Annotated in this window: 24 protein-coding genes and 1 pseudogene; 3 read left to right on the forward strand and 22 right to left on the reverse strand. The window is 69.5% G+C overall.

Translation table 11 applies throughout. The features are described 5' to 3' along the window. Positions 1 to 11 precede the first annotated feature (11 nt). The 8 genes from ITP53_RS19620 to ITP53_RS19655 form a co-directional block, all read right to left on the reverse strand. Positions 12 to 2,597: an exo-rhamnogalacturonan lyase family protein gene (locus ITP53_RS19620; RefSeq protein WP_195896866.1), complete on the reverse strand. Its 2,586-nt coding sequence runs from the start codon at positions 2,595 to 2,597 to the stop codon at positions 12 to 14. 100 nt (positions 2,598 to 2,697) lie between these two features. Then, on the reverse strand, positions 2,698 to 3,600 hold the full coding sequence (locus tag ITP53_RS19625; protein ID WP_195896867.1) for a carbohydrate ABC transporter permease: 903 nt from the start codon (positions 3,598 to 3,600) through the stop codon (positions 2,698 to 2,700). Between the two features lie 10 nt (positions 3,601 to 3,610). Further along, positions 3,611 to 4,585 (reverse strand): ABC transporter permease, encoded by a 975-nt coding sequence (locus tag ITP53_RS19630; RefSeq protein WP_328815094.1) that lies wholly within the window; start codon positions 4,583 to 4,585, stop codon positions 3,611 to 3,613. A 62-nt stretch (positions 4,586 to 4,647) separates the two neighbouring features. Further along, entirely contained in the window at positions 4,648 to 6,078 is a 1,431-nt protein-coding gene (locus tag ITP53_RS19635; protein WP_207756155.1) for an extracellular solute-binding protein, read from the reverse strand. 116 nt (positions 6,079 to 6,194) lie between these two features. Then, positions 6,195 to 6,824: a YesL family protein gene (locus tag ITP53_RS19640; protein ID WP_236050991.1), complete on the reverse strand. Its 630-nt coding sequence runs from the start codon at positions 6,822 to 6,824 to the stop codon at positions 6,195 to 6,197. 123 nt (positions 6,825 to 6,947) lie between these two features. After that, positions 6,948 to 7,604 carry a DUF1961 family protein gene (locus ITP53_RS19645; RefSeq protein WP_207756156.1) on the reverse strand — a complete coding sequence of 219 codons (657 nt, stop codon included), beginning with the start codon at positions 7,602 to 7,604 and terminating at the stop codon, positions 6,948 to 6,950. 126 nt (positions 7,605 to 7,730) lie between these two features. Then, a complete protein-coding gene (locus ITP53_RS19650; RefSeq protein ID WP_195896869.1) occupies positions 7,731 to 8,753 on the reverse strand; it encodes a LacI family DNA-binding transcriptional regulator in 1,023 nt (340 codons plus the stop codon). 127 nt (positions 8,754 to 8,880) lie between these two features. After that, positions 8,881 to 9,456: a TetR/AcrR family transcriptional regulator gene (locus ITP53_RS19655; protein ID WP_195896870.1), complete on the reverse strand. Its 576-nt coding sequence runs from the start codon at positions 9,454 to 9,456 to the stop codon at positions 8,881 to 8,883. A gap of 85 nt (positions 9,457 to 9,541) precedes the next feature. On the opposite strand from ITP53_RS19655, the gene ITP53_RS19660 reads away from it, so the two are divergent. Beyond that, on the forward strand, positions 9,542 to 10,210 hold the full coding sequence (locus ITP53_RS19660) for an NmrA family NAD(P)-binding protein (protein WP_195896871.1): 669 nt from the start codon (positions 9,542 to 9,544) through the stop codon (positions 10,208 to 10,210). A gap of 95 nt (positions 10,211 to 10,305) precedes the next feature. Here the strand turns inward: ITP53_RS19660 and ITP53_RS19665 are convergent, their stop codons facing one another. Then, complete coding sequence (locus ITP53_RS19665) at positions 10,306 to 10,956, reverse strand: acVLRF1 family peptidyl-tRNA hydrolase (protein WP_195896872.1); 651 nt, start codon at positions 10,954 to 10,956, stop codon at positions 10,306 to 10,308. Between the two features lie 120 nt (positions 10,957 to 11,076). Here ITP53_RS19665 and ITP53_RS19670 point away from each other — a divergent pair, with 120 nt between their 5' ends. Beyond that, a complete protein-coding gene (locus ITP53_RS19670; protein WP_328815100.1) occupies positions 11,077 to 12,102 on the forward strand; it encodes an EAL domain-containing protein in 1,026 nt (341 codons plus the stop codon). 74 nt (positions 12,103 to 12,176) lie between these two features. Next, positions 12,177 to 12,857 carry an endonuclease/exonuclease/phosphatase family protein gene (locus ITP53_RS19675; protein ID WP_195896874.1) on the forward strand — a complete coding sequence of 227 codons (681 nt, stop codon included), beginning with the start codon at positions 12,177 to 12,179 and terminating at the stop codon, positions 12,855 to 12,857. 91 nt (positions 12,858 to 12,948) lie between these two features. Here ITP53_RS19675 and ITP53_RS60335 read toward each other — a convergent pair. From ITP53_RS60335 to ITP53_RS19740, 13 genes and pseudogenes are all read right to left on the reverse strand, one after another. Beyond that, a pseudogene (locus ITP53_RS60335) lies at positions 12,949 to 13,062 on the reverse strand (ABC transporter ATP-binding protein); the annotation flags it as partial. A gap of 69 nt (positions 13,063 to 13,131) precedes the next feature. Further along, positions 13,132 to 13,716, reverse strand: coding sequence for a carbonic anhydrase (locus tag ITP53_RS19685; RefSeq protein WP_195896875.1), 585 nt, complete (start codon positions 13,714 to 13,716; stop codon positions 13,132 to 13,134). 43 nt (positions 13,717 to 13,759) lie between these two features. Beyond that, a complete protein-coding gene (hisG, locus tag ITP53_RS19690) occupies positions 13,760 to 14,605 on the reverse strand; it encodes an ATP phosphoribosyltransferase (RefSeq protein ID WP_195896876.1) in 846 nt (281 codons plus the stop codon). Positions 14,606 to 14,666: 61 nt separating this feature from the next. Continuing rightward, positions 14,667 to 14,930 (reverse strand): phosphoribosyl-ATP diphosphatase, encoded by a 264-nt coding sequence (locus ITP53_RS19695; RefSeq protein ID WP_020547470.1) that lies wholly within the window; start codon positions 14,928 to 14,930, stop codon positions 14,667 to 14,669. Between the two features lie 340 nt (positions 14,931 to 15,270). Next, on the reverse strand, positions 15,271 to 17,028 hold the full coding sequence (locus ITP53_RS19700; RefSeq protein WP_195896877.1) for a DEAD/DEAH box helicase: 1,758 nt from the start codon (positions 17,026 to 17,028) through the stop codon (positions 15,271 to 15,273). A gap of 303 nt (positions 17,029 to 17,331) precedes the next feature. After that, positions 17,332 to 17,691 carry a metal-sulfur cluster assembly factor gene (locus tag ITP53_RS19705; protein ID WP_195896878.1) on the reverse strand — a complete coding sequence of 120 codons (360 nt, stop codon included), beginning with the start codon at positions 17,689 to 17,691 and terminating at the stop codon, positions 17,332 to 17,334. After that, the gene (gene sufU, locus ITP53_RS19710) at positions 17,688 to 18,128 is read right to left on the reverse strand and encodes a Fe-S cluster assembly sulfur transfer protein SufU (RefSeq protein WP_195896879.1); all 441 of its coding nucleotides are present in this window, start codon (positions 18,126 to 18,128) and stop codon (positions 17,688 to 17,690) included. The genes ITP53_RS19705 and sufU overlap by 4 nt, the downstream gene beginning before the upstream one ends. A gap of 2 nt (positions 18,129 to 18,130) precedes the next feature. Continuing rightward, on the reverse strand, positions 18,131 to 19,387 hold the full coding sequence (locus tag ITP53_RS19715; RefSeq protein WP_195896880.1) for a cysteine desulfurase: 1,257 nt from the start codon (positions 19,385 to 19,387) through the stop codon (positions 18,131 to 18,133). Beyond that, positions 19,384 to 20,130, reverse strand: coding sequence for a Fe-S cluster assembly ATPase SufC (sufC, locus tag ITP53_RS19720; RefSeq protein WP_195896881.1), 747 nt, complete (start codon positions 20,128 to 20,130; stop codon positions 19,384 to 19,386). Before sufC ends, ITP53_RS19715 begins: the two co-directional genes overlap by 4 nt. Continuing rightward, a complete protein-coding gene (locus ITP53_RS19725) occupies positions 20,131 to 20,451 on the reverse strand; it encodes a non-heme iron oxygenase ferredoxin subunit (RefSeq protein WP_195896882.1) in 321 nt (106 codons plus the stop codon). Further along, positions 20,448 to 21,569: a Fe-S cluster assembly protein SufD gene (gene sufD, locus ITP53_RS19730; protein ID WP_195896883.1), complete on the reverse strand. Its 1,122-nt coding sequence runs from the start codon at positions 21,567 to 21,569 to the stop codon at positions 20,448 to 20,450. The genes ITP53_RS19725 and sufD overlap by 4 nt, the downstream gene beginning before the upstream one ends. Next, the gene (gene sufB / locus ITP53_RS19735; protein ID WP_195896884.1) at positions 21,569 to 22,981 is read right to left on the reverse strand and encodes a Fe-S cluster assembly protein SufB; all 1,413 of its coding nucleotides are present in this window, start codon (positions 22,979 to 22,981) and stop codon (positions 21,569 to 21,571) included. The genes sufD and sufB overlap by 1 nt, the downstream gene beginning before the upstream one ends. After that, entirely contained in the window at positions 22,978 to 23,676 is a 699-nt protein-coding gene (locus ITP53_RS19740; protein WP_195896885.1) for a helix-turn-helix transcriptional regulator, read from the reverse strand. Before ITP53_RS19740 ends, sufB begins: the two co-directional genes overlap by 4 nt. Positions 23,677 to 23,712 lie beyond the last annotated feature (36 nt).

Consider the following 23,712-nt stretch of genomic DNA (forward strand, 5'->3'; position numbering starts at 1 on the left):
CCCACTTCTGGTTAATGCTCCGCCAGGTGCTTGCCGATCAGCGCCAGGTTGTGGATCGCGGCCAACGCGTACTGCGAGGCGGTGTTGGTGCTCACGAAGGGCGCCTCCCGGACGGGAGAGAGCACGTTCGGCCCGTCGACCACGGCGATCTCCCAGTCGGCCTGCCGCTGCAGCATGTTCGTGTTGCGCTGGTCGCCCTCGTCGAGGTAGAACTTCCGCCACGCCCAGGCGGCCAGCCCTGCGTCGTCCAGGCGCGTCGCCGCGTACGCGGTGAGCCGGCTGTGCGCCTGCACCAGCGAGATGCCGGTCAGCCGCTGCCCCACCTCCGCCTCCTGCTGCTCGGGGGTGGCGAGATAGAGCCGGCAGTAGTCCAGCCACGTCTTCTCGAAGCCGGGCACGTCCAGCCCGAGCCCGATCAGCTCGGCGCACATCTCCGGCAGCCCGAACAACGACGAGAGGTGCGAGATGGAGATCTTGTCGCGCGTGGTGTCGAACCGCCCGGCCGCCAGGTCGAGCCTGGCCTCACCGGTCAGGAATCCGTGCGGCAGCGCGCCGATGCCGGCCATCGTGCCCAGCAGCCGGTCCTTGGCCCGCTCGTCGCCGTGCCGCTCCCAGCGGGTCAGCCAGGCCGCCGCCAGCGCCCCCCAGTCGGTCCCGAGCCCGACCGACAGCGCCGAGGGGTCCGGGGTGTAGACGTCCTCGCGCACCTTGCGCGTGGGGTCGATCACCACGAACGTCTCCTCGGGCGTGCTCAGCTCGTCCATGAGGTCGCCGGTGCGCTCGTCGGCCGTCAGGTAGTAGTAGAAGCGCCGGTAGGCGGCGTTGGAGATGCGCAGCTGCTTGCAACTGCACCCCCAGTGCTGCACGTTGTGCCTGCTGCCCAGGCCCTTCCACCTGCCGAGGTGGTAGACGTCGACCTCGCCGGTGTGGCGGGTCAGCGACTCGGCGAAGCGGAAGACGTCCGATCTTCCGGTGCGCAGATACTGCAGCCACAGCCACAGGTCGGGCGACAGCTCGGAGTTGTCCCACGCGTAGCCGCCGATGTCGTAACGCCAGGTGTGGCGGTCGCGGTCGTAGGTGTGCATCACGTCGCCGTAGTCCCAGAACCCGTACCACCTGCGTTGCTCGCGCTCGCGTACGTAGTGGTCGAACAGGAAGTCCAGGCGGTCCTCGATCCTGGCGTGCGCGGGCGTGGAGCGGTCGGGCAGGCCCCACACGCCGAACACGCCGGCCTCCAGCATCCGCTCGGGGGCCACGGCCAGCAGCCCCGGCCGGTTCATGGCGGCCGCGTGCCCGGCCAGGTCCCGCGACGGGGGCGTGGCGTCGCAGGCGCGCAGGGTCAGTTCGTGCGTACGCGCCACGCCGTGCGCGTCGCCGAACCCGGGCTCGTAGTCCTCGTACGTGATCTCCAGGGCCTCGAGCTGTTTGGCGTACGTGTCCTGGCCCAGGCCGTCGTGGTAGAAGCGCAGGTCCATGGCGGGCGCGGACGGCGACCAGAGCCAGACGGTCACGGTGGCGAGGTCGGTGGCAGCGTTCCTGATGTCCAGGCGGGTGGGGTGCAGGCGCCAGAAGTCGCGCAGGCCGAAGCCGAGGCCGCCGCTGACGCCGCCGACGTAGCCGTACCCGGCCGAGCGGGTGCCGGAGGGGATGGTCACCCACGCGTGGCCGTCGGCGGTGCGTTTGCGCAGCGTGAAGCCGTCGGCGGAGCTCTGGTCGAGGGTGTAGTCGTTCCAGGCGGGGATGAAGTGCAACCGGTTGCCGACCTCCGGGTTCAGCTCGCCGGCCGCCCTGCCCTCGATCTGCGCCCGGCGCGCGGCCTCGCCGGGGTCCGTGCGCAGGCCGGTCAGCCCGCGTACGGCCTCGGTGAGGAAGCCGCCCTCGGCCCCGGCCAGCCGCACGTGCCTGTCGTGCGGTTCGTCGCGCATGACGACGTCGGCGCTCAGGCCGAGCCCGGCCAGGAAGTCGCGCTCGGGGTCGCCGTCCCAGACGAACGTGTGCATGACACGCACGTCCTCCGCCCCCGCGTAGAAGTACAGGCGCACGGTGAACGGCAGCCAGTCGCCGTGGCGGCCCTCCAGACGCACCACGGCGCGCACGGGCCCGTCCTGCTCGACGGTGACCCGCTCGACCACGCCGGTGGCCCGCTCGCGGGGCGCGCCGCCGCCCTCGTCGGGGGTGGGCTCGCTCTGGCGGAGGCTGACCAGGCGGACGTCCCTGGCGATCTCGCGGCTCCCGCGCGAGATCGAGCGGGCCAGCGTCCCGCCCTGCTCCTCGATCGTCCACGTCACCACGCCGGTGCCGACCCGCAGCACGCCGTCCGCTCGCTCGACGGTGACGGGCGTCCCCGCCGCGGCGGGCTCGCGCCCTGGTTCGAGCCGGTACGACTCCACCGGGGCGTGCGCGCCGACGGCGTGGGCCGTCCACTTGACCGAGCCGTCGGGCCAGGTCGCGGTGACCCAGCTCTGCACGGGCACCTCGCGCCCGCCCTCGTCGGCCAGCGCGAACGCGGTGTCCCGCCCGACCGCGCCGCGCGGCCACGGGACTCCCCAGGTCACCCCCTGCTCGCCCGGTCGGTCCAGCCAGCGAAGTGCGGTCATGTGATCTCCCTGAGTCACTCGGCGACGATCGCGGCCACCTTGCCGGCGCCGCGGAAGCGGAAACGGGTGCCGCCGGACAGGGCCGGCGGCACCGGAGGGGTCACTCCTTGACCCCTCCGATCAGCACACCCTTGGCGAAGTGCTTCTGCAGGAACGGGTAGAAGAACAGGATCGGCAGCGTCGCGATCACCACGACCGCGAACTTGAGCCCCTGCTCGGGCGGCACCCAGGTCCGGTCCAGCTGGGACAGCGCGGTCGCCGCGTCGGTGCTGGTGAGCTGGCGTACGAGGATCTGCAGCGTCCACTTGCTCGGATCGTTGATGTACAGCAGCGGCGACATGTAGTCGTTCCAGATGCCCACCGCGTAGAACAGCGAGAACGTCGCGATGATCGGCTTGGACAGCGGCAGCACGATCTTGAAGAACACGCCCATCTCGTTGCAGCCGTCGATGCGCGCCGCCTCCTCCAGGGCCTGCGGCAACTCCTGGAAGAAGCTCTTCACGATGATCAGGTAGAACGGGTTGATCGCCAACGGCAGGATCAGCGCCCAGTAGCTGTTGAGCAGCCCGAGATCGCGCACCACCAGAAAGGTGGGGATCATGCCGCCGCCGAACACCAGCGTGAAGATGATCAGGTTCAGGACCAGCGCCCGGCCCGGCAGATACCGCTTGGCCAGCGGGTATGCCATGGTGAACGTCAGCAGCACCTGCACCACCGTGCCCGCCGCCGTCACGAGGACGGTGGTGACCAGGGCGCGCAGGAAGGCGTCCGTGGCGAAGATGTACTCGTACGACTCGGTGACGAACTTCTGCGGCCACAGGAAGAACGGTCGCGAGGAGATCTCCGCCTCACCCGCGAAGGACCCGGCCAGCACGTAGAGCAGCGGTAGGACCGTGATCAGCGCCAGCCCGGCGAGCACGACGACGTTGAGCGCGTCGAACACGCGGCCGCCGGGCGAGTTGTGGTGGTGGACCGCCTGCTTGGTCGCGGTCTTGGTCGACATGCGTGGCTCCTCAGAACAGCCCACGCTGGCCGAGGCGCTTGGCCAGCCAGTTGGAGCCGAAGATCAGGATGACGCCCGCCACGCCCTTGAACAGGCCGACGGCGGTGGAGTAACTGATCGCGCCCTGGATGATGCCGGTGTTGTAGACGTAGGTGTCGAACACGTCGGCCACCGAGCGGTTCAGCGAAGTGGTCATCAGCCAGATCTGCTCGAAGCCCGTGTCGAGCAGGTTCCCCGACATGAGGATGGCCATGACGACGACCGTGGGGCGGATGGCGGGCAGCGTGACGTGCCAGAGCTGACGGAAGCGTCCCGCGCCGTCCATGCGGGCCGCCTCGTACAGGTTGGGGTCGACGCCGGCCAGCGCGGCCAGGTAGATGATCGTGCCCCAGCCGGTCTGCTTCCACAGCAGCTGCAGGATGATCAGCGGGCGGAACCACTCCTCCTGCGCCATGTAGTCGACCTTCGCGGTGTCACCCAGCAGGTCGCGGATCCACCCGGAGATCGCCCCGAAGTCCGCGGCGAACAGCACGTACGTCAGCGAGGCGACGATCGTCCAGGACAGGAAGTGCGGGATGTAGATCAGCGACTGGACCGAGCGTTTGACGATGTTGATCCGCAGCTCGTTCAGCAGCAGCGCCACGATGATCGGCGCGGGGAAGACGATGAGCACGTTCAGCAACGCCAGGAACAGCGTGTTGAACATCAGCCGGCCGAAGTCGGGCCCGGCGAACAGCTGCCGGAAGTTCTCGAACCCGACCCACGGGCTGCCGGAGTAGCCGAGGAACGGCACGAAGTCCTGGAAGGCGATCGTCACGCCGTACATCGGCAGGTACTTGAAAAGCGCGAAGTAGGCGATGCCCGGGATGAGCATCAGGTAGAGCCAGCGATAGCGTAGCAGCGCGACGCGCAGCGACACCTTGCCGGCTCCCCGCCCGCTCTTGGGCACCGCCTTCTCAGGAGGCGGCGCCAGGTCGGTGGCCACAGCGGCCTCCTTTCATGCGAGGGGCCCAGGAGACGCGTCCCAGGGCCCCTCAGGGCCGGTGGTCAGTTGCCGAGCTTGGAGACCAGGTCGTTGACCTCGGCCGCCACCTGCGTGCCGCCGCTGTCGTACCAGCGCTTGATCTCCCCCTTCAGCTGCTCCTCCGTGATGGCCCCCGACAGGTACTTGATCCGGGCGTCGGGAATGATCGTGTCGATCTGGCCGCCCTTGGAGACGGCGGTGGGCGAGATGACCGGCAGGGCCGGGTTGTGCACGGCCGTCTTGAGGTCCTCCGCCATCAACTCGTTCTGCAGCTTGAGGGTGTCCTTGTACGGCTGACCGGACGGCGTGCGCGGGTAGGCGATGCCCCCGATGTCCAGGTCGCCCTTGAAACTGAGCTGGACGAAGGCGTCGTCGGCGTTGTCCTGGATGGTCCTGATCACGGGGTCGGTCTCGTTGATCAGCGTCGCGGTGTTGTCCACCACCTCGTAGTTGCGGCCCTCGATGCCGAGCTGGACCAGGTTCTGGCCCTCTTTCGTGCCCAGCTTGTCGAGCGTCTTCAGCACGTTGTCGAGGTCCTGCTCGGTCGGCACGCTCTGCCGGGAGATGGCCAGGACGTCGAGGTAGCCGGTGAACGGCAGGGAGAACTTCTGGCCGTCGGAGCGCTTGAGGTTGCCGACCATGGCGACCTTGTCACCGTAGTTCTTGTCACCGTCGTCCCTGAACAGGTCGAAAGCCTGCCTGGAGCGGACGTTCACGTCGATGATGATGCCGCCCCTGCCGTGGAAGAACGGCTCGTTCCACTTGGCCGAGTCGAGGGTGGCGAAGTCCGGGTTGACCAGGCCCTCGTCGACCATCTTCTTGAGGAACCTGTTGGCCTCGAGGAACTCCGGGGTGTCGAACCCGGGGACGAGCTTGCCGCCCCGCTCGCCCCAGCCGTTCGGGGCGCCGAACCAGGTCTCGAGCGTGTCGTAGGGGCTGGAGCTGGCGTAGTTGCCCGGCCACTTCGGGATGATCAGGCCGTAGGTGTCCTTCTTGCCGTTGCCGTCGGGGTCCTTCTCGGTGAACGCCTTGGCGACCTCGTACAGGTCGTCGACCGTCTCCGGCTCCTCCAGGCCGACCTTCTTCAGCCAGTCCTTGCGGAGGATGACCGCCGAGCGCAACGCGGCCCGCATCCGGTAGATGCCGTAGATCTTGCCGTTGACGGAGGAGTTGAGCGCGGTGCGCTGGTCCATCGGCTTGAGGTTCGGGTACTTGTCCAGCTTGTCGGTCAGGTCCCAGAACGCTCCGGCCTGGGCCGCCCTGACGAACGCCGGGAGCTTGGGGTCCACGACCATGACCTGCGGGATGTCGTCCGAGGCGAGCGTGACGTTCAGTTTGTCGGTGTACTCGGCGTTGGGCACCCAGGTCATCTGGAGCTTCTTGCCGAGGAACTTCTCGACCGCCTGCTGCAACTCGCCCTTGGGGTCGGGCGCCGTGCCGTGCAGCTTAGTCATGATGGTCAGCGTGTTGGCGTCGGCCTGGGGGGCGGCACCGCCTGAGCATGCCGAGGCGGTGAGAGCAGCCGTTAGCGTTAATGCGCCGGCCATGAGCCGCCGGCGACGGGATGCGCTCATGAGTTCCCTTTCGAATGCAGGCGCGCCTCGTTCTCCTCGAAGAAGCGCAGGCAGAGCCACGTGTTGAGGTGGATCCACGCGCCGAAGCTGACCAGGGGCGCGAGGATGGGCGCCACCGAGGTCGCGAAGGCGATGGCGGAGAGCGCTAGCAGCAACAGCACGGACGAGGCCGGGCGCAGGAGCGCTAGCTGGGACGCCTTGAGCCAGTAGGCCCGCAGCGGCAGGTCGAAATGCGCGTAGAGGGGGCCTACGTACGCGCCCGTACCGGCCAGGGCGAGGAGCGCGACGAGCGTCGCGATGCGCAACGTCCCCATGCCGGGCCCCAGAGCGGAGAAGTACAGGTAGTTGCCGATCAGGACGACGGCGGTCGCCGCCGCGGGCAGGACCAGCAACGAGGCCCGGACGAACTCCCGCCGGTAGACGGTCCAGAATTCGGTCCAGCCCTGAAACGATTCATTTCGGGCATGCCTCCGAGCCAGGGTGTAGGCGGCGACGGTGGCGGGCCCGAGCCCGAGGAGCACGCCTCCCGCGAGGGTGAAGACGATCCACATCAGATTCAGCCTGACCGCCCAGATGAGCTCTGAGCAGGCAGCTTGAATCCTGATCGACATGGCGGGATGGGTCATCCGGCACCACCTTCTCGTGGCACGTGCACGGATACGGGGGTGGGTTGTTGCACCGCAATTCCTGCCCTGTTACAAGCTGGTGAACGGCGGTTGGTGCGAAATTAGTGTTGAATCGACTCAAAGTCAATGACAAGACACGCGGAGATTTGCGTACTCACCGATGAACGGCGCCATCTGCCGGAACCCGATCTTGCCCCCTGCCAGGGCGGGACCACCGATCGAGCCGTCGTCCTCCCAGCGGAACGAGACCAAATCGTTGACCGAGAACACGACCTCCCGGCCGCTGACGTCCAGCCGCATGGCATAGGGCCCGTCGGCGTCGAGGACGCCTGGTATCGGGTCGGCTCCCTGCGCGACCAGGTGAAACCCGTGGCTCTTGCGCAGGTTGCAGGTGTGGAAGGCGCGCTCGGCGGGCCACCTGCGCCGGAAGTAGGAGACGTGGTAGGCGTCGATGTCGCCGTGGTGGTACTGCTCGTACGGCCCCGTGCGCGCGGCCAGGCGCGGATCGAAGAGGTCCGCGCCGTCGCGGCCCCTGGCGTGGAAGAAGAGTATGGCCAGCCCCGGCTCCCTGACCGGCCAGAAGTCCCACTCGATCCGCACGTCGGCGGGGAACTCCCCGGGACACCACAGCACCAGGTTGGCCTCCTGCCCGTCGGACGGCGGCCGGCGACTCTCCAGGCGCAGCCGTCCCTGCGGGAAGGACGTGGCGCCGTCCCCCTCCATGCGGAAGCCGGCCAGGTCTTCCCGGCAGGCCAGAGCGTTCTGATAGATCTCGGCCAAGGGGGGCTCCTTCGGGATCGCGGCGCCCGGCACACCGCTCGGCGCGCCCACCCGCCGCGCCTGCCGCGGCGTGCGCCGCAGTGGCCTGCGCCGTCCGAGGTGGCCGGGCGCGCTGGGTGAATGGGTTCAGCGATGATCGCGGTACGGCGCGCTGGACTCGCGGATCACCAGGTCGGGCTGGAAGATGACCTGCCGGTGCCGATGCTGCTCGGGCTCCGCGACCTCCTCGAGCAACAGGTCGATCGCCGTCCGCCCGAGCAGCTCGCGAGGCTGTCGCACGGACGACAGCGGCACCGCGGCCGCGGCGGCGAAGTCGATGTCGTCGTAGCCGATGATGGCCAGGTCCTCAGGCACCCGGAGCCCGTGCGTCGCCATGGCCTGCAGCAGGCCCAGCGCCATCATGTCGTTGGCGCAGAAGGCGGCCGTGGGCCGCTCGGCCGCGGGCAGCGCCGCCACGCGCTCCCCGATCGCCCGCCCCTCGGCCACGGTCAGCGTGGGCGCGGTGGCGGTGAGTAGTTCGACGGCGCCGCCGACGGCCGCGACCGCGCCGCTGACGCCCGCGTGCCGGTCGGCCACCTGTTTGATGGACGGCGGCCCGCCGACGAACATGATCCGCCGATGCCCCCGTTCGATCAGGTGGGCGCCGGCGATCTGCCCGCCGAGCCGGTCGTCGACCGCGACCGAGCACTGCAGGCCGGTGGCCGGGCTGTCGACCAGCACGACGGGCGTGCCCCGGGCGACCAGCTCGGCCAGCCACGGGCTCTCCACCTCGACCGGGGTGATGAGGATGCCCATCACCCGCTGCTGTTCGAGCTGGTCGAGGTGGCGCTTCTCGCGGCCGATGTCGGCGGCGCTGTTGCAGAGCACCACCATCGTGTCGTGGTCGTCGGCCACCGACTCCGCGCCCTGCGCCACGTCCACGAAGAACGGGTTGGACACGTCGAGCACCACGAGCCCGACCGTCCTGCTGCGTCCCACCCGCAGGTGACGGGCCACCTCGTTGCGGACGAAACCCAGCTTCTTGATCGCTTCGAAGACGCGTTCGCGTGTGGCTGGAGACACGATCTCCGGGCGGTTGAGCACGTTGCTGACGGTGCCCACAGAGACCCGCGCCAGCTGCGCGACCTCCTTGATGTTCCTGGTCGCCATCGATCCTCACGAGGCCGTGCTGCTGTAGGTGCATGGTCGGCTACTGACGGTGGCCCGCTGGGAGCGGCCCGCCGTGAACTCTCGCATCATAGCGGCATCCAAGATTTTTTTGAATCGTCTCAAAGACTCAACACTGCACGGTGGCCGCGGTGGCCTTCATGCCGTCGAGCATCAGGCGCAGGTATCTCCCCGGGTGTGAGGCCACCGGCTCGGGGAGTTGCCCGGGGTGGCAGGTGAAGACGTTCAGGAGGTGGATGAGGTCCTCGACGCCCACGTCCGTACGCATCGAGCCCTCGGCCTGCGCCCGGCGTACGAGCCCGTCGAACCGCTCCACCCACCCCTGCCTGGCCCGCGCGAACTCGGCCCGCTCCGCGATCGCCTCCTCGGGGAGCACGGCCAGCGCGGTGGCCAGCGCGGCCCGGCCGGGCTCGGCGACCCAGGAGACGAAGTCCCAGATCGCGCTCCAGGCGTCGGCCCGGCTCCTGGCGGCCTCGTCGAGCGCGTTCGCCATCGTGTGGATGTAGTGGTCGCCGACGGCCGCGATCAGCGCGTGGCGGTCGGGGAAGCGGCGATAGAGCGTGCCGATGCCGACTCCGGCCCGCTTGGCGATGGCCTCCATGGGGGCGTCCACGCCGCGCTCGGCCACGGTCTCGGCGGCCGCCTCAACGATCTTGTCCAGATTCCGCCTGGCATCCGCGCGCACGTACGACTCCAAAGTGGACGGCTCGATTCCGCTTAGTGTACCGTCCGGGCTAACCGGAATTCGAGATTCCACTTAGGAGGTCAGGGTGATCGTGATAACCGGCGCGACCGGGTCGATCGGCCGCGCGGCCGACGCCCACCGCGCGGTGATCGACCTTGCCGCCCGCGCGGGCGTGGCCCAGGTGGTCGCGGTGTCCGTACGCGGCGCCACCCCGGGCGCGAAGCTGGGCGGCGGCATGCACGGCGAGGTCGACGCCCATCTCAGGAAATCGGGCGTGCCCTGGTCGATCCTCCAGCCGACCAGGTTCATGCAGAACCTGCCGCGCGACGTCCAGGACGGCCGCTTCTACGGCTCGTACGGCCCCAAGGAGGTCAACTACATCGACGCGCGGGACATCGCCGAGGTGGCGGCCGCCCTGCTCACCGGACCGGTCGGCCCCGGCGGCGACCACGTGCTCACCGGGCCGGAATCCCTGTCGCACGACCGGATCGCCGGGGAGATCGGCGCCGCGCTCGGCCGTACGGTCCGCTACGTGGATCTGCCGGTGCCGGAGATGACCGCGCACCTGGAACGCCAGGGCGTCCCCCAGCCGCACGCCGGCGACCTGGCCGCGCTGATGGCCGAGACCGGCGACGGCCGGTGGGCGACGACCACGACGGCGGTCGAGGACCTGACCGGCCGCCCGCCCCGCCCCCTGTCCGCCTTCCTCGCCGACCACAAGGACGCCTTTCCTGAAGCCCTGAAGGCCATTTGAAGCTCTGAAGCTCGCTCGGCCACTCAACCCCGGCTCGGGAGCCACTCAACGCGGCCGGCTCGGGAGTCGCGCAAGGGTCCCGGCCTGGGAGTCGTTCAAGGGTCGAGTACGCGGACGCGGACCGCGCGGAAGGTGGCGGGGGTGTCGCGCAGCACGGCCAGCCGCGGATCCGGCACCACCAGGAACGGCTCGGTCTCCAGCGCCAGCAGCGGCGCCAGCCGCCGGTCGGGACGCAGAGCGTCCATCGCCCTGCGGTCCCCGCCCAGCACCACCCCGTCCAGCTCCCCCAGGTACGGCGACAACACCCGGATCGCCGTCTCCACCGCGTCGTCGAAGACCTGGGCCGCCTGGTTGCGCCGCCGTCTGGCGTAGCGCTGCTGCGACCACCCGCCGGCCGCCGTACGCCCCTGCACCAGCCGTGACCCGACCTTGGATGCCACCAGTCCGGACCCGTGGAAGACGCCGGCCGCGTACCCGCCGAGGCGTACCAGGAACACTCCCGCCCTCCGCTCCGCCCGGGCGTGCGCGACGAGCCGGGTGACGTGCGGCGGCCCGGCCTGCATGGGCGGGAAGGGCACGTGCAACTCGGCGAGGGCCCCGTCGGCGGCCAGCAGCCGCACCACCAGGGCGTCCCCCGTCGCCGTGAAGGGGCCGTGACGTGCGGCGAAGCCGTCGATCCAGGGGTGCACGCGTTCTGGCGGCACCGTCACCCACCGGCCGCCACCCTTGGCGGGACGCGCGCTCATGCCCCGAAGGCTAACCGAACGGCATTCCCCTCGGAGCCGGCAGGGAACCTAAATGGAAATGTCGGTAAATTTTGTTTCCCGGGACTTCTGATACACATGCGACGCGAGGATCCTCTGAACGTGTCCTCCCTGCTCACCAGCCCCATGGTGGATCTCGACTCCGGGGCCGTCATCGCGCACCCCGCCGTCGTGGACTCCACCGGGACCCTGCGCGCCGCCCCGCTGCCCATGGTGATGGAGCTTCCCATCGGCGTGGTGTTGTCGGGCGCGGGCGCGCTCGCCCCGCTGCACGAGGCGCTGCGCCGGGCCGGCCGCCATCCCCGCGAGGCGATCCTGCTGCTCACTGGACCGTGCCAGGAGCAGCACCGCCGGCTGCTGAGAGTGAGCCTCGACGGCCTGCGGACGATCGGCTACCTGCTGGGATTCGGCGGCGTGGGGTCGGACGGCATGTCGCTTGACCTGGTCTCGGACGCGGCGCCGTACCTGGTGGCGCTGGACCCCGAACTGGTGGCGCGCATTCCCGGGGACCACCGCGCGATCGCGGTGGCACGGGCGGTCGTGACCCTGGCCCGCGGGGTCGGCGCGCACGTGCTGGCGCCGGGAGTCGAGCGCGAGGCGCAGGTGGCGGTGGCCCGCGGCCTCGGCGTACGCCTCGCACACGGCCCCCTCCTGGCCCCCGGCCCCGACGGCAAGGTACGCGTGCCGCTCCCCGTCACCGACGAGTCGCCCGCCGGGATCATGCTCGGCCCGCGCGTGCAGGAACTGCTGATCCCGGCCGTGACGCTGCCGGCCGAGGCGAAGGCGGAGGAGGCGGTGGCGGCGTTCGGGCAGGAGCCGACGATCACCAGCGTGATCCTGGTGGACGAGTTCCAGAGGCCCATGGGCAGCCTGGACCGCAGCCGCTTCCTGCTGTCGTTCGCGGCCCGCTACGGCCATGCCCTGCACGGCTCGAAGCCCGCGCAGCGCCTGGCCGACCGGCCGCGCACGGTGCCGAGGACGACCCCGGCGATCGCGGCCATGCAGGCGGCGGGCCGGGACTCGGCCCGCGTCTACGACGACCTGGTGGTCACCGACGAACTGAACCGCTGCCTCGGCATCGTCCGCGTCTCCGACCTGATCAGGCAGGTGACCTCGGCCAGAAGCTGACGACCTGCCCCTCGCTCCCGCGGTCCCGAACCAGTATCGTGACGACCCCGTCAAGGTGGTGTGGAGGGGCCGGCATGGACTGGGCGGAGCCGTACGGACCGTTGATCGAGACCCGCGTACGCCTGCTGACGTGGAACGTCTGGGGCGAGTACGGCCCGTACGCCGAACGCGCCCAGCTGATCAGGAAGGTCGTGGGCGAGCTCGACCCCGACGTGGTCACCCTGCAGGAGTGGGCCGGACAGACGCTCGGCTACGAGCACGCCGCCTCCGGCACGGGGACGCTGCCCTGCGCGGTGTTGTCGCGCTGGCCGATCACGCGCACGGAGGAGCGCCGGCTACCCGGCGGGGAGATGCCGGGCACCGCGCGGTTCTGCGAGCTGGCAGGGCCGCGCGGGCCGCTGCAGGTGTTCAGCGCGATCATCGGCTCGTTCCGGCTGGACGAGTCGGAGGTGCGCCGGTCGCAGGTGCGGGCGCTGACCGCGTTCGTGGCCGAGGTGGCCTCGCGCCGACATCTCACGGTGGTGTGCGGCGACTTCAACGCGCCGCCCGACAGCGACGAGATCAGGATGCTGACCGGCCGCACCGCGCCCGCCACGCCGCGGGTGGTGTTCTACGACGCCTGGGAGGTCGCCGGCGACGGCGGCCCCGGCCACACGTGGAGCAACGCCAACCCGTGGGCGCGCCCCGGCCTCTACCCGGACCGCCGCTTCGACTACGTCCTGAGCGCCTGGCCCCGGGCGGCCGAACTACGCTAGTCAGCTTCTCGGCCGTAACCGACCGAGCTTGCAGTTCCTCGCCGTCGATGGCTTCGAGCAGGAGGTTGATGGAGGTCGACTTGCCCGCGCCGTTGGGGCCGAGCAGCGCCACGGTGCTGCCCGGCTCGATGGTGAGCGAGAGGTCGTCGACGGCGAGCACGCCCCCGTAGTACTTGCTGACGTGGTCGGACACGATGGCGTTCATAGAGGGAACGCTATGGCCGGGATCTCGGCCGGGTTAGTGCGTTCCCTCCGGCGTTGACCATGACATTTGTCAGGCCATCCGGGTCACCAGGCCCGTGTCGAGGCTGTAGTAGGCGCCGATCACGGTGGCGGCGCCGTAGAGGAGCGGGTCGGCTCTCAGGCGCGAGACGGTCCGCAGGATATGGGCGCGGACCATGGGCTCGACCTGGCCGTCCGAGGAGGCGTAGGCGGGTTCGAGCGCTGCGACGACGTGGGGCAGCTCGCCGGGCAGCGTCTCCCGCCCGCGTAAAGCCCGGGCCGCGGCGGTGACCGCGCCGCAGCGTTGGTGGCCGAGGACCACGACGAGGGGGGCGCGCAGGTCCTGCGGCCCGTACTGGACGGCGGCGATGCCCAGCGAGTCGAGTGTGTGCGCCGCCGTACGGACGACGAGGAGATCGCCGATGCCTACGTCGAACACGACCTCGGGTGGCACCCGCGAGTCGATGCACGACAGGACCACCGCGTACGGTGCCTGGCTCGTCGCGACCTGTTTCCTGCGTTCGGGGTCCTGGCGCGGGCGGTGCGACGTGCCCGCCGCCCAGCGCCGATTACCCTGCTCCAGCCTTGCCCACATTTGCCTGGCAGTGCCACGCCAGGCGACCAGTTCGTTACGCACGGTACCGATATGCCCACCCGGCCCGTGGCCTAGCGGGCAGATCTCACAGGCGGCAGGCGTAGATGTCGGTGACCAGGATGGCTCTTGCGCCGATGTCCCACAGCTGGTCCATCACCCGCTGGTGGCCCTTGCGCCGGACCATGGCGCGCACCGCGACCCAGCCCTCCCTGTGCAGCGGGGAGACCGTGGGGCCCTCCATGCCGGGCGTGAGCGCGATGGCCTCCTCGATCCGCTCCGCGCGGATGTCGTAGTCCATCATGACGAAGTCGCGGGCATGCACGACGCCCTGGAAACGGCGTATGAGCTGCTCCAGGCCGGGCGTGTCCGAGGCGCTCTGCTGCTTGATCAGCACGCCCTCGGAGCGCATGATCGGCTCGCCGAACACCTCCAGCCCGACGTTGCGCAGCGTCGTGCCGGTCTCCACGACGTCGGCCACCGCGTCGGCCACGCCGAGCCGGATGGCGGTCTCGACGGCGCCGTCGAGCTTGATCACCCGGGCGTCGACGCCCTTCTCTGAGAGGTACTTCTCCAGCAGCCCCGGGTAGGAGGTGGCGACGCGCCGCCCGTCGAGGTCGTCGGCCGAGGTCATCGTGCCCGCGGTGGCCGCCAGGCGGAACGTGGAGCCGCCGAAGCCCAGCGGCATGATCTCCTCGACCGGCGCGCCGGAGTCGATCAGCATGTCCCTGCCGGTGATGCCGACGTCGAGGGTGCCCTCACCGACGTAGACGGCGATGTCGCGGGGGCGCAGGAAGAACAGCTCACAGCCGCTGTCCTGGTCGACGACGACCAGCTCCTTGCTGTCCCTGCGCGACCGGTAGCCGGCCTCTTTGAGCATGCTCTGGGCGGCCTCGCTGAGCGCGCCCTTGTTGGGTACTGCCAGACGCAGCATGATCAGGTCCTTCGGTCTCTCGTGATTGCTTCTCCAGGGCCGGTGGCGGGCGCACGGCGCCCTAGAGATGCTTGTAGACCTGGTCGAGCCCGATGCCCTTGGCGATCATGAGCACCTGCACGTGGTAGAGGAGCTGTGAGATCTCCTCGGCTGCCCTGTCGTCTGACTCGTGCTCGGCGGCCATCCAGCTCTCGGCGGCCTCCTCGACGACCTTCTTGCCGATGGCATGGACGCCGGCGTCGAGCGCGGCCACGGTGCCCGAGCCCGCGGGCCGGGTCCTGGCCTTCTCTGACAGCTCGGCGAACAGCTCTTCGAAGGTCTTCATGGTCTCTCTCGTCGGTCGGCTGACGTGCTTGTCAAGCCTAGTCTGCGGGACAGGGTGACCACGCCCCGCGTCCGCCACGCGAGACGCCCCCGGTTTCCATGGGGCCGAATTTTCCAAGGTGTCGGCGAAACATGCAGGTCAACCCCCGTATATCTCGACAGCGCCGCGGCCGATGGAGCTTCGAGACCGACGGCTCGCGTCGTACCACTGGGCCGGAACACGACGCTGCCCGCCGCACCCTCACGGGCACGGCGGGCAGCGGTCATGATCGGCCAGCGCCGTCGACGAAACACCGTCGGTCGGCGCCGTCGGTTCAGCGCCGTCGGTTCAGTGGCGTCGGTCAGCGGTCGAAGCGGCGGCCCGAGTTGCGGCGGAAGCCGCCGTTGCCGCGCTCGTCCGTACGGCCGCCGGAGCGGAAGCCGTCACGCGGCGCGCGGTCATCGGAGACGAACCCGCGGTCACGGTCGCCCACGGCCGGCCGGGCGCCGTCGGAGGCGTAGCGGCCGCCGCGGTCGTCGGAGCGGAACCCGCCGCCCCGCTGGCCGCGGTCGTCCTGCCGGAACGGGCGATCGTCGGAGCGGTAGCCGCCCCGCGGCCTGCTGTCACCGCGCCGGTCGTCGCTGAACGTGCGCGGCTCCTGCGCCGGACGCGCGTACGGCCGCTCACCGTCGGTGTGCCGGCGCGGACGGCGGTCGTCGCCGGACGCGAACGGACGCTCGCCGGAGGCGGCGGGCCGCCCGCCGTCCTCGTGGCGGCGCGGGCGGCGCTCGCCGTCGAACTCGCGGCGCGGACGACGCCCACGACGCTCGGACCCGCCATGACCGCCACCGTCGCGGCGAGACCGCAGCGGCTTGCGGACGTCCGGCTCCCACACCGGGATGGCCTCGCCGCTCGGCGTGCGGGCGCCGGCCACCTCGGCGAGCCGGGGGTGGCCGGGCGTGGCCTTCAGCCGGAACGGGTGGATCCCGGCGCGCCGGGTGAGCGCGTCGGTCGCGCGGCGCTCGTTGGGCAGCACCAGCGTGACGACGGTGCCCTTCTCGCCGGCGCGGGCGGTGCGCCCGCCCCGGTGCAGGTAGCTCTTGTGGTCCTGCGGCGGGTCCACGTGCAGCACCAGGCTGATGTTGTCGACGTGGATGCCGCGCGCGGCGACGTCGGTGCAGACCAGCACGTTGACAGAGCCCTCGCGGAACTCGGCGAGGATGCGGGTGCGCTGGTTCTGGCGCTTGCCGCCGTGCAGGCCGCCCGCCTTGACGCCGACCCTGGCCAGCTGCTTGCACAGCCGGTCCACGCCGTGCTGGGTGCGGACGAAGATGATCGTACGGCCCTCGCGGTTGGCGATCTCCGCCGTGACGTCGAACTTGTCGTCACGGGTGACCTGCACCACGTGGTGCTCCATGGTGTCGACCGGCGAGGTAGCCGGGGCCACGGAGTGGGTGATCGGGTCCTTGAGGAAGCGCCGCACCAGCTTGTCGACGTCGCCGTCGAGCGTGGCCGAGAACAGCAGCCGCTGCCCGTCGGCCGGCGTCTGCGCGAGCAGGTCGGTGACGACGGGGAAGAAGCCGAGGTCGCACATGTGGTCGGCCTCGTCCAGGACGCTGACCTCGACCTCGGACAGCGAGCACTCGCCCTGCCGGATCAGGTCGCCGAGGCGGCCGGGGGTGGCGATCACGACGTCGACGCCGCGTCGCAACGCCTCGATCTGCTTGCCCATGGACATGCCGCCGACGACGACCTTCATGCGCAGGCCCAGGCCGCGGCCCAGCGGCTCCAGGGCGTCGTGCACCTGGAGCGCGAGCTCGCGGGTGGGAACGAGGATCATGGCGCGGGGGCGGCCGGGAGCGGGCCGCACGCCGGCGAGGCGGGCCATGGTGGGCAGGCCGAAGGCGAGGGTCTTGCCTGAGCCGGTCTGGCCGCGGCCGAGCACGTCCTTGCCGGCGAGCACATCGGGGATGGTGGCGCTCTGGATGGGGAAAGGGCTGTCGATGCCCTGTTTGGCCAGTCCGGTGATGAGCGGCTTGGGCAGGCCCAGCAGCTCGAACTCGGACGGGCCCGGCTCGGGGGTGTTCTCGCCGAGTTCGGGCATGACAGCGTCAAGCATGGTCACGAAAGTCGTGCCTTTCCATCGAAGTGGCGCGTCACTTCTGCGAAAGGACGAGCCAAGGCGTGCGGCATGGGCCGCACAGGGTTCAAGGGCACCCGCCGTCGGGGCGGGTCAGATGAGGGGGATACACCGGGGCACCGGCCGCAGGCGGCGCGAGACGCGCAATGAGACGTCAGGTGTACCTGGTGCCAACGCCGTGGATGTTATCGGATATTCCCCGGACGGGCCCGGACCTTCCGAAACCCACTTTGGCACGCTGAAACGGCTGACGCTTTACGTCAGCCATAGCAGCAGAAAAGATCAGACGTTAAAGCCTAGCATACGCAGTTGCTCGCGCCCCTCGTCAGTGATCTTGTCCGGGCCCCACGGCGGCAGCCAGACCCAGTTGATCTTCACGTCGGACACCATACCGTCGAGCGCCGAGTGCGCCTGGTCCTCGATGACGTCGGTCAGCGGGCAGGCCGCGCTGGTCAGCGTCATGTCGATGGTGGCCACGGGCTGCCCGCCGTCGGACGGATCGAGGTTGAGCCCGTAGACGAGGCCCAGGTCGACGACGTTGATGCCGAGCTCGGGGTCGACGACATCCTTGAGCGCCTCCATGACCTCCTCAACGGTGGCGTCACCGTCGAGGTCGGTCGGGGTCTCCACCGGCTTGCTCATTCGGCAGCACTCCTCACAACAGCATCCTTGTAGGCCATCCACGAAAGCAACGCACATTTAACACGCGCCGGGAACTTGGCCACGCCCGCGAACGCGACCGCGTCGCCGAGCACGTCCTCGTCGGCCTCCACCTGGCCCCTGCCCTGCATGAGCCTGGTGAACTCGTCGACCACGGCGAGCGTCTCCACGACCGTCGAGCCGGTGGCCAGTTCGTGCAGCACCGAGGCGGCGGCCTGGCTGATGGAACAGCCCTGGCCCTCGTAGGAGACGTCGAGGATCTTGCCGGCGTCGCCCACCTTGATCCTGAGCGTGATCTCGTCGCCGCACGTCGGGTTCACGTGGTGAACCTCGGCGTCGTACGGCTCACGCAGCCCCCGCCCCTGCGGGTGCTTGTAGTGTTCCAGGATCAGCTCCTGGTACATCGACTCGCCGATCATGGCTATGCGAACACCTTCTGAACGTGGTGGAGGCCGCGCACCAGGGCATCGATCTCGCCCGTGGTGTTGTACAGGTAGAACGACGCCCGCGTGGTCGCGGGTATTCCGAAGCGCAGGTGCAGCGGCCGGGCGCAGTGGTGGCCGACGCGTACGGCGACGCCGAACCGGTCGTCCAGGATCTGCCCGACGTCGTGCGGGTGGATGCCCTCCATCGTGAACGACACCGTGCCGCCGCGCCGCTCCAGCGAGTCGGGGCCGATGAAGCGCAGGCCGGGCACCTCGCGCAGGGCGTCGAGCGCGTAGGCCGTCAGGGCGCGCTCGTGCGCCTCGATGGCCTCCATGCCGACCTCGGTGAGGTAGTCGGCGGCCGCGCCGAGCCCGATGGCCTCGACGATCGGCGGCGTGCCCGCCTCGAACTTGTGCGGGATCGGCGCGTACGTCGAGTGGTCCATCCAGACCGCCTCGATCATCTCGCCGCCGCCCAGGAACGGGGGCATCGCCTCCAGCAGTTCGGACCTGCCCCAGAGCACGCCGATGCCGGAAGGGCCGACCATCTTGTGACCGGTGAAGGCCACGAAGTCGGCGCCCAGTTCGGTGACGTTCACCGGGTGGTGCGGCACGGACTGGGACGCGTCGAGCATGATGAGCGCGCCCACCTCGTGCGCCCGCCCGGCCACCTCGGCGACCGGGTTGACGGTGCCGAGGACGTTGGACTGGTGGGTGATCGAGACGATCTTCGTGCGCTCGGTGATCACCGCCGGGTCGTAGTCGAGCCGGCCGTCGTCGGTGACGCCGAACCACTTCAGCGTCGCGCCGGTGCGCTGCACGAGCAGCTGCCACGGCACGATGTTGGAGTGGTGCTCCATCTCGGAGATGACGATCTCGTCGCCGGGACCGAGCGTGAAGCGCGGATCGGTGTTGGCGGGGTTGCCGAAGGAGTACGCGACCAGATTGAGCGCCTCGGAGGCGTTCTTGGTGAACACGATCTCGTCGCGCGCTGGTGCCCCGACGAAGCCCGTGATCGTGTCGCGGGCGTTCTCGTAGGCGTCGGTCGACTCGGCGCCGAGCACGTGCATGGCCCGCCCGACGTTGCTGTAGTGCATCGCGAAGTGCTCGCGCATGGTCTCGATGACCTGGGCGGGCTTCTGCGAGGAGTTGCCCGAGTCGAGATAGACGAGCGGGCGCCCGTCGGGCAGCTCGCGGGAGAAGATCGGGAAGTCCTTCCTGATCCTCTCCACATCGAAGCTGGTGGAAGTCATGCAGTCGCCTTCGTGTACTGCTCGTAGCCCTCGGCCTCGAGCTTCTCGGCCAGTTCTGGACCGCCTTCCTCGACGATCCGGCCTCCCGCGAAGACGTGCACGAAGTCGGGCTGCACGTAGCGCAGGATGCGGGTGTAGTGCGTGATCAGCAGCACGCCGGTCTCGCCGGAGGCGCGGAAGCGGTTGATGCCCTCCGACACCACGCGCAGCGCGTCGACGTCGAGGCCGGAGTCGGTCTCGTCGAGCACCGCGATCTTCGGCTTGAGCAGCTCCATCTGGAGGATCTCGTGGCGCTTCTTCTCGCCGCCGGAGAACCCCTCGTTGAGGTTGCGCTGGGCGAAGGCGGGGTCGATGGACAGCGCGTCCATGCCGCCCTTGAGATCCTTGGCGAACTCGCGCAGCTTGGGCGCCTCGCCGCGGACCGAGGTCACGGCCGAGCGCAGGAAGTTCGAGACGGAAACGCCGGGGACCTCGACCGGGTACTGCATGGCCAGGAACAGGCCCGCGCGGGCCCGCTCGTCGACCGACATGTCCAGCAGGTCCGCACCGTCGAGCAGCACCTGCCCGCCGGTGATCGTGTATTTGGGGTGGCCGGCGATCGCGTACGCGAGCGTCGACTTGCCCGAGCCGTTCGGGCCCATGATGGCGTGGGTCTGTCCGGACTTCACGGTCAGGTTGACGCCGCGCAGGATTTCCTTGTCCTCGACGGCGACCTGCAGGTCACGGATCTCCAGGATTGACACTTATGACTCCTTCGAGAGCGAGACGAGGACGTCATCGCCGTCGATCTTGACTGTGTAGACGTTCACGGGCTTGGTGGCGGGCGGGCCGGTGGGCTTGCCGGAGCGGATGTCGAAGCACGAGCCGTGCAGCCAGCACTCCAGCGTGCCGTCGTAGACCTCGCCCTCGCTGAGCTTCACCTCGGCGTGCGAGCAGACGTCGTGCAGGGCGAACACCTCGCCGCCCTTGCGTACGAGCGCGACCGGCGTCTCCCCCACCTCGACGCCGAGGGCACCCCCGTCGGGGATGTCGTCGAGCTTGCACACCTTCTCGAACACGGTCATCTCGCGAGCTCCGCCTCCACCGCGGTGAGCACCCGCTCGCGGATCTCCTCGATCTGGATCTTCTCGATGAGCTGGCCGAGGAAGCCCCTGATGACCAGGCGGCGGGCCTCGTCGTAGGGGATGCCGCGGGCCTGGAGGTAGAAGATGTGCTCGTCGTCGAGCCGGCCGGAGGCGGAGGCGTGCCCCGCTCCCGCGACCTCGCCGGTGAGGATCTCCAGGTTGGGCACCGAGTCGGCGCGGGCGCCGTCGGTGAGGATGAGGTTGCGGTTGAGCTCGTAGGTGTCGGTGCCCTCGGCCTCGACCCTGATGATCACGTCGCCGATCCAGACGGCGTGCGCCTCCTCGCCCTGCAGCGCGCCGCGGTAGTCGACGTTGCTCTTGCAGTTGGGCTGCGAGTGGTCGACGAGCAGGCGGTGCTCCAGGTGCTGCCTGGCGTCCACGAAGTAGACGCCCGACAGGTCGGCGTCGCCGCCCGCGGCGGTGTAGGACACGTTGGGCGACAGGCGTACGAGGTCGCCGCCGAGCGTCACCACGAAGCTGCGGAACGTCGCGTCCTTGGCCAGCTGGGCGTAGTGGTGTGAGACGTGGACCGCGTCGGCGTCCCAGTCCTGCAGGCTGACGACCCTGAGCGTGGCGCCGTCGCCGACGACGAACTCGATGTTGTCGGCGTAGACCGCGCTGCCCTTGTGGTCGAGCACGAGCACGGCCTCGGCCATCGGCTCGACCTTGACCACGATGTGCCCGTAGGCGGCCCCGTCACCGCTGCCGGTCAGCGTGAGGACGGTCGGCCTGGAGGTGACGGCCTCGCGCGGCACCGTGATCACGGTGGCCTTCTCGAAGCCGTTCCACGCCTGCGCGCTCACCCGGTCGGTCGGCACGAACGCCTTCCCGACGCGGGAGTCGTCGCGGCCGACCGTCTCGACGGTGACCTCGGGGGCGGCGTCCGCGTCCACGCGTACATGGCCGACGGGGTCGGCCTTGCCGCTGTGCAGACCCTTGAGGCGCGAGAGCGGCGTGAACCGCCACGCCTCCTCGCGCCCGGTCGGGACGTCGAAGTCGCCCAGGTCGAAGGACGCCTTCTCGTGCAGAGTCGACAAGGGCTTCTCGTTCAGGCCCATCAGCCGACGGCTCCTTCCATCTGCAGCTCGATCAGCCGGTTGAGCTCGAGGGCGTATTCCATGGGCAGCTCGCGCGCGATCGGCTCCACGAAGCCGCGCACGATCATCGCCATCGCCTCGTCCTCGTCGAGCCCGCGGCTCATGAGGTAGAAGAGCTGGTCCTCGCTGACCTTGGAGACCGTGGCCTCGTGGCCCATCCTGACGTCGTCCTCGCGGACGTCGACGTACGGGTAGGTGTCGGAGCGGCTGATCTGGTCGACCAGCAGCGCGTCGCACTTGACGGTGCTGGCGCTGCCGTGCGCGCCCTCCTCGATCTGCACGAGACCGCGGTAGGAGGTGCGGCCGCCGCCGCGCGCCACCGACTTGGAGATGACGCTGGAGCTCGTGTGGGGCGCCAGGTGCACCATCTTGGAGCCGGCGTCCTGGTGCTGGCCCTCGCCCGCGAACGCGACGCTCAGCGTCTCGCCCTTGGCGTGCTCACCCATGAGGTAGACCGCCGGGTACTTCATCGTGACCTTGGAGCCGATGTTGCCGTCGATCCACTCCATGGTCGCGCCCTCGTAGGCCACGGCGCGCTTGGTGACCAGGTTGTAGACGTTGTTGGACCAGTTTTGAATGGTCGTGTAACGGCAGCGGGCGTTCTTCTTCACGATGATCTCGACGACGGCGCTGTGCAGCGAGTCGCTGGAGTAGATCGGCGCGGTGCAGCCCTCGACGTAATGGACGTAGCTGTTCTCGTCCACGATGATCAGGGTCCGCTCGAACTGGCCCATGTTCTCGGTGTTGATCCGGAAGTAGGCCTGCAGCGGGATCTCCACCTCGACGTTCGGCGGCACGTAGATGAACGAGCCACCGGACCAGACGGAGGTGTTGAGCGCGGCGAACTTGTTGTCGCCCACCGGGATGACCGAGCCGAAGTATTCCTTGAAGAGGTCCTCGTGCTCCTTCAGGCCCGTGTCGGTGTCGACGAAGATGACGCCCTTCTCCTCGAGGTCCTCACGGATCTTGTGGTAGACGACCTCGGATTCGTACTGGGCGGCGACACCGGCGATGAGGCGCTGCTTCTCCGCTTCGGGGATGCCGAGCTTGTCGTAGGTGTTCTTGATGTCGGCGGGCAGCTCGTCCCAGGAGGCGGCCTGCTTCTCCGTCGAGCGCACGAAGTACTTGATGTTGTCGAAGTCGATGCCGGTGAGGTCGGAGCCCCAGGTGGGCAGCGGCTTCCTGTGGAACAGGCGGAGGCCCTTCAGGCGAAGGTCGAGCATCCACTCCGGCTCGTTCTTGAGCCTGGAGATGTCGCGTACGACCTCCTCGGACAGGCCGCGCTTGGCCGCCGCGCCCGCGGCATCCGGGTCGGCCCAGCCGAACTTGTAATTCCCGAGGCCTTCCAGCTCCGGGCGGTCGGTGACAGTCACCTTCCGGTCTCCTTGCTCTTGTCTCTATGTGCGGATTCGCCCAGCGTCTGCGGGCTCACGTGTGTCGTGCAGACCCCGTCGCCGTGCGCGATCGTGGCCAGGCGCTGCACCGGCGTGCCGAGCAGCTGCGCGAACGCCTCCGTCTCGGCCTCACACAACTGCGGGAACTCCGCCGCCGCGTGCGCCACCGGGCAGTGATGCTGGCAGAGCTGGTCGCCACCCGACTTGGCCTTGCTGGCCGAGGCGGCGTACCCCTCCGCCGACAGCGCCTGCGCCAGCACTTGTACGCGCTGGTCCGCGGGCACCGTCCGCATGACCGGCTCCAGCCGCTTGAGCAGGCTGGACACCTGCGAACGGGCGAAGTCGGTCACCGCTTCCCGTCCCATGCGCTCGGCCAGGAAACGCAGCGCGCTCCCGGCCAGATCGTCATAGGCATGCTCGAAAGCACTGCGCCCCGCGTCGGTGATGGCGAACAGCTTGGCCGGTCGCCCCCGCCCGCGTTGACCGCGCGGGCGCACCGTGCGAGGCTCTATCAGCCCATCGGCCAGCAACGCGTCGAGGTGACGCCGCACCGCCGCGGGTGTGAGCCCCAGCCGCTCGCCGAGCGAGGCGGCCGTCACGGGACCATGCTCCAGGATCAGCCTGGCGACACGGGCGCGGGTGCCGCGCTCGCTGCCTGGCTCGATCGAGGACATGTTTTTCACAACATCAGTGTGCCGTAATTCCTTCCC

This window comes from Nonomuraea cypriaca, assembly GCF_015645445.1.
GTDB classification, from domain to species: domain Bacteria; phylum Actinomycetota; class Actinomycetes; order Streptosporangiales; family Streptosporangiaceae; genus Nonomuraea; species Nonomuraea cypriaca.

Bases quoted from the DNA above. Each gene is read 5' to 3' on its own strand.
- ITP53_RS19620 (WP_195896866.1), bottom strand. From the start codon at position 2,597: ATGACCGCACTTCGCTGGCTGGACCGACCGGGCGAGCAGGGGGTGACC.
- ITP53_RS19625 (WP_195896867.1), bottom strand. From the start codon at position 3,600: ATGTCGACCAAGACCGCGACCAAGCAGGCGGTCCACCACCACAACTCG.
- ITP53_RS19635 (WP_207756155.1), bottom strand. From the start codon at position 6,078: ATGACTAAGCTGCACGGCACGGCGCCCGACCCCAAGGGCGAGTTGCAG.
- ITP53_RS19640 (WP_236050991.1), bottom strand. From the start codon at position 6,824: ATGACCCATCCCGCCATGTCGATCAGGATTCAAGCTGCCTGCTCAGAG.
- ITP53_RS19650 (WP_195896869.1), bottom strand. From the start codon at position 8,753: ATGGCGACCAGGAACATCAAGGAGGTCGCGCAGCTGGCGCGGGTCTCT.
- ITP53_RS19665 (WP_195896872.1), bottom strand. From the start codon at position 10,956: ATGAGCGCGCGTCCCGCCAAGGGTGGCGGCCGGTGGGTGACGGTGCCG.
- ITP53_RS19675 (WP_195896874.1), top strand. From the start codon at position 12,177: ATGGACTGGGCGGAGCCGTACGGACCGTTGATCGAGACCCGCGTACGC.
- hisG (WP_195896876.1), bottom strand. From the start codon at position 14,605: ATGCTGCGTCTGGCAGTACCCAACAAGGGCGCGCTCAGCGAGGCCGCC.
- ITP53_RS19695 (WP_020547470.1), bottom strand. From the start codon at position 14,930: ATGAAGACCTTCGAAGAGCTGTTCGCCGAGCTGTCAGAGAAGGCCAGG.
- ITP53_RS19700 (WP_195896877.1), bottom strand. From the start codon at position 17,028: ATGCTTGACGCTGTCATGCCCGAACTCGGCGAGAACACCCCCGAGCCG.
- ITP53_RS19705 (WP_195896878.1), bottom strand. From the start codon at position 17,691: ATGAGCAAGCCGGTGGAGACCCCGACCGACCTCGACGGTGACGCCACC.
- sufU (WP_195896879.1), bottom strand. From the start codon at position 18,128: ATGATCGGCGAGTCGATGTACCAGGAGCTGATCCTGGAACACTACAAG.
- ITP53_RS19715 (WP_195896880.1), bottom strand. From the start codon at position 19,387: ATGACTTCCACCAGCTTCGATGTGGAGAGGATCAGGAAGGACTTCCCG.
- ITP53_RS19725 (WP_195896882.1), bottom strand. From the start codon at position 20,451: ATGACCGTGTTCGAGAAGGTGTGCAAGCTCGACGACATCCCCGACGGG.
- sufD (WP_195896883.1), bottom strand. From the start codon at position 21,569: ATGGGCCTGAACGAGAAGCCCTTGTCGACTCTGCACGAGAAGGCGTCC.
- ITP53_RS19740 (WP_195896885.1), bottom strand. From the start codon at position 23,676: ATGTCCTCGATCGAGCCAGGCAGCGAGCGCGGCACCCGCGCCCGTGTC.